Source organism: Vagococcus sp. WN80Y (genome assembly GCF_059621045.1).
In genome coordinates, this window is the sequence record NZ_JCAQHY010000086.1 from 1 (window position 1) to 4,640 (window position 4,640).

5 protein-coding genes and 1 pseudogene are annotated in these 4,640 nt (G+C 38.0%); all 6 read left to right on the forward strand.

What is annotated here, in order from left to right; translation table 11 throughout:
* The coding region (locus AC5KOD_RS03095; protein ID WP_496913073.1) for a hypothetical protein at nucleotides 1-384 on the forward strand (384 nt) is incomplete at its 5' end.
* Between the two features lie 34 nt (nucleotides 385-418).
* Entirely contained in the window at nucleotides 419-934 is a 516-nt protein-coding gene (locus tag AC5KOD_RS03100; protein WP_496913074.1) for a hypothetical protein, read from the forward strand.
* 15 nt (nucleotides 935-949) lie between these two features.
* Nucleotides 950-1,294 (forward strand): hypothetical protein, encoded by a 345-nt coding sequence (locus AC5KOD_RS03105; protein ID WP_496913075.1) that lies wholly within the window; start codon nucleotides 950-952, stop codon nucleotides 1,292-1,294.
* A gap of 3 nt (nucleotides 1,295-1,297) precedes the next feature.
* Complete coding sequence (locus AC5KOD_RS03110; RefSeq protein WP_496913076.1) at nucleotides 1,298-1,612, forward strand: recombinase family protein; 315 nt, start codon at nucleotides 1,298-1,300, stop codon at nucleotides 1,610-1,612.
* A 1,667-nt stretch (nucleotides 1,613-3,279) separates the two neighbouring features.
* Nucleotides 3,280-3,573 (forward strand): transposase, encoded by a 294-nt coding sequence (locus AC5KOD_RS03115; RefSeq protein ID WP_496913077.1) that lies wholly within the window; start codon nucleotides 3,280-3,282, stop codon nucleotides 3,571-3,573.
* A gap of 17 nt (nucleotides 3,574-3,590) precedes the next feature.
* A pseudogene (locus AC5KOD_RS03120) lies at nucleotides 3,591-4,538 on the forward strand (IS3 family transposase); the annotation flags it as partial.
* Nucleotides 4,539-4,640: the final 102 nt, after the last annotated feature.

Here is a 4,640-nt window from a genome sequence, read left to right on the forward strand (position 1 = left end):
AGTGCTGTGCAGAAAGAATCGCGTATCACCGTTACTAAATTTAGAAAAGAGCGAAGGGCTGAGAAACGTCAGTTTAGTTGTTTTTCAAGAGACCCACACATTAGACGAGCCTATTGGACCATTTTTCAACAAGTCGCAGGGAAACGGTCGTTACGGCAAATCAGTAAAGAATCAGGCGAGTCCTTATCGACAGTGGTGCGAGTCCGTCATGAGTACCGTAGGTTACGGCAAGCCGTTTTTCTCATAGGGACCTTTTTTTTGACGATTGTCAGCTTAAAACTGAGTCAAACCTACTCATCTAATGTCTTGTTGCAAGTGGTTATTTGTGGGGGAATGACCTCATTGATTATCTACTTCACTTATTCTGATCACTTATCGGAGTGACGGTGAGGGGAAGGAAACTGGAAAGGAGCATAAGATGAGAGAAAAACGAGTGGGTTATACCGTATCTAACGAGTCGGAGCAACTCTATCAAAAAGCCGACTGTCAGGAGGTCGTTCAGACCCAAGAATTAGGCGAGAACTATGCCCAATTTGAACAGTTTCTTTTGACTTATAAGACGTGTTCGCTAGTTGTGGTAAATTTCCAAAGTGTTGGCCTTCAATTGATTCAATGGTTGCCACTACTTAAACTGATTCAAACAAAGGAGATTTCTTTACACTTTATTGAAAAACCAGTGTCGTCAGATCAAGAGTATCTAGCTATTTTATTTCAGTTGGCACAGGCTGAGAAGCTCATTATTAGCCGACGAACCTGTCAAGGCTTAAAAAAGGCCCACGCCAATGGCATGGTGAGCGGTAGACCGACCATTAGTGAGGACGTAATCCACCAAATTGAACGACTGTATCGGCAAAAGAAAACGCTACGAGAAATCTCGATTGAGTGTCACGTTTCTTTAGGAACCGTCCATAAATATACCAAGCTAATAGAATAAAGGGTTAGGCTTAGAATGAAAAAAAAGACGATCACTTATGAGGAATACAACCAGCTGAAACAAGCGGTAGAAGCGCTGAGATGGACTTGGCAGGAGTATCAGCAGCAGTTTCCTGATGGCTGGTACGGGTTTAAGTATCAACCAATTCTGAGACAGGTCGTAGAAAAAGATAAGGAAGAAAGTTTATTAGCTAAGGCTCAATTTAAACCTGTTAGAAAACGCGTCAACTTATCATTAGCGGTGTATCAAGAATTGAAGGAGTTAGCGACTATTTCTTTAGAATTACAGGATGTTTTGGCCCATCCACCTTATGGATCGGTCAACTTAACGCTGAATGTAAAGGATGAAAAGGAGCGATGATTAATGACAGTTTATGGGTATGTCAAACGCAATCAGCCACTGCCAACTAATGACCAATTGAAAATTGTCTCGGATTATCAGTGTGAGACAATTTTTATTGAGCCCGAAAAATCAACAGAGCAAGTCGAATTTAAACGATTGGCAGAGAGCTTAGTACCTGGAGATACAATTGTGATTGCAAGCTTACAAGTTTTTGGAAAAGATTATGAAACGGTTAGTCAAGTCTTGACGATACTAAAGCAAAAAAAAGTGCAGTTGATTAGTTGGAGTACTCAGCTACACTTGAATTACTATAAACGAACATTAGGGCTTTTATGAAGGCCTAAAAATTTTTTGAAGCTCGTTAGAATAATGAGCTAATGTTATCTTATTTTAAGAGAGTTGTCTCTTAATCAGTTATTCTTAAATCAATAATGTGATATAAAAGTAACGAAATTAAAAGAAGCAAAATAATTTAAATAATTAGCTCACAGGTAGTTTCCTTCTGATATTCGCGACAGTGACATTCATCTACAGCATCCATTTTTAGTTGATAAAAACCCCCTAGTCTAATCGTAAATATCTGCGTTTAGACTGGGGTTAAATAGTGTTATTTAATAAATGAAAGTATTGACAGCGTTTTCGTTTAATTGTACACTGTGGGCGTTAGGAACGACCCAGACAATTACATACAAACCATTGGCTACTATCTCCGGGGCGGGAACCCTAGAGGCAGTATGAAGCCTTGACCTTTTTAGGAATTGGCACCCCATAGTTTGGCAGTGGGGCCGAGCATCATAATGATTACTTTGATTTAGATGAGGATGCCTTAGCGTATAGCTTAGGAGCCACGGTGAAGTTTGCGCTTAATTTTTTAACGGATGTTGTTTAATCAATGGCGAAAATACAGCTCATGTCTGGATTCAGTCGACATAAGTGATTGATGGATTATAGGGGAAACAGTTGATATAACGGTGTATGTATCAACTTTCCTCATGTTTGTTAGCTGTCGTCTGAATGACTTCTTAATAAGTCGCTAGTTGAATAGCATGTTATTAAATGATAAAGAATACTAGATTTTTCTTTATTTTAAAAATGTGTTATTTAATTAAAGTGAATAATTTAGCTCATGTCTGGATTCAGTCGACATAAGTGATTCATGTATTATAGGGAGAATAGTTGATATATCAGTGAATAAAACCAACTATTCAATAATTTATCAGCTGTCAACTGAGAGACTTTTCTGTAAGTCATTCATTGAGAATAGTGTTATATTTACCTAACTGGAAATCGATACAATAGGAAACACGTGTTAGGTTATCTTGATATGTTCTTAGTGAATGTCTTTCTATAAGAATGACTTGGATCAATGGGATAACCCGTGTCTTCCAGGCGTCCTATTTGATGCCAATGTGGAATGCTAGTATTGTCTTAAAAGAAACCGCTTAGAGCATGATAAAACAGATCTAATTTTTTGAATTAAAAAAATGACCGTCGTGTTTATTATTGGACTTCTTGATAACTAGTTGGAGAAGAGATTAAACGGATATATTGCTTTCATTTTGACCTATTTTTCATTCAATGTAAAAGTGGCTAACTCATGCTTTTTGGTTAAAAATGGTGCTTTCTTTTTTATGTGAAAAGCCATCAAAGTCTGTTGTATCAAGTGCTATGAAGGATTTATATAAGGAACTGCGAGTTAAAAAGGCATGAGTTAGACGTTTTTTTTGCCATTAATTAGACCAGAATAGAAGATGAAAGAATTAGTCTTTTACAACTTGGGGGATTGGCTACACAATTGAAGAGAGAAAGAATTGTTGTTGCCTCTCTTATTTTTAATTAAATCACTTAAATTTTTCTGGGAATGACCATTCGTTGTGTGAGCCGCGACCGTTTTTTCTATTTTTTCAAGAAACAATAACGTCGGAATAGTGCTAGTATAGAAATCGGAACAGTTAAACGTGGAGAGTTGAGGTATACTAAAAGAAAACAAAAGGAGACTCTCAATGGCTCAACACACAAAAGAATTCAAAGAATCTGTTTTAGCGTATCGATCCGACCATCCAGAATTAACTGTTCAAGCGTGCTGTCGTAATTTAGATATCAGCGCCTCAACCTACTACAAGTGGGTAAAAGAGACCGCCGAAAATGAAGGAGAAGTGATTAGGCGTGGCTCAGGTAATTTTGACAGTGACCTAGCCAAAGAAAATGCTCGTTTGAAGCGAGAGCTAAAAAACCAAACAGATGCCTTGGCCATCTTAAAAAAAGCCATCGGTATTCTGGGCGACGAAGTGAGGTAGTTTACAAACTTGTAAACGATTGGAAACATCCCCTCTCAATTCGCAGGGTACTGACCATTCTGGGTGTTTCCACTTCTGGTTACTACAGTTGGAAAAAACGAGTCCCATCTGAGCAACAACAGCGTAAAGAGAGTCTAATAGAAAAAATTAAAGAAATCCATGAAGCGTCGCATCAAAATTATGGAGCACCAAAAATTAGTGAAGTCCTTCACTCTCAGGGAGAATCTGTCTCGCAAAAAACAATTGGAAATTACATGCGAGACGCACAAATTAAAGCTCAATATGTGAAGAAATGTGTTAAAACAACCTTAGATAGTGATTTCAGTAGTAAATTGACCAATCTTTTAAATCGGCAATTTAATCCCAAACACCCTGATTCCTACTGGTGTAGTGATATCACCTATATTTGGACAAAAGAAGATGGCTTTGTTTATTTGACAAGTATAATGGATTTATACTCGCGAAAAATCATTGCCTGGCAAGTGACTAGCACCCTAGAAGTCACTTGTGTCGTTCGTTGTGTGGAGGAAGCAAAACGAACTCGTCACGTCGATCAACCAATTGTCATTCACAGTGATAGAGGAAGTCAGTACGTCTCAGAGAAATACAAACAAACGTTAGGTACACACTTTAAATTGAGTTATTCAAAAAAGGGAACTCCATGGGATAATGCCTGTATTGAATCCTTTCACGCTCTGATCAAACGAGAATGGTTGAATCGTGCTCAAATTCTAACACTAGCTGACGCTAAGCGGTTGGTTTTTGAATACATTGAAACGTTCTATAATACGGTCCGCATTCATAGTGCTTGCGGGTATGTATCACCCATTCAATTTGAAAAAGCTTATATCAATTCGCTCAAGTCGAAACCAATCAAGCCCTTCAATGAAGACAGACTGACAGTCAGTCTAAAAAAAGAAGGCGTTGTCACAATTAGTCGTTTTGATCAACACCAACATTCTTGATTCGCTCAGTTTTTGGATCATTTCAACATGAATTTAGAAATAGCTAAGCACAATACCTGACTCTCTCGATTTAAGTTGTCCTTTATCTTGACATAGTACCAT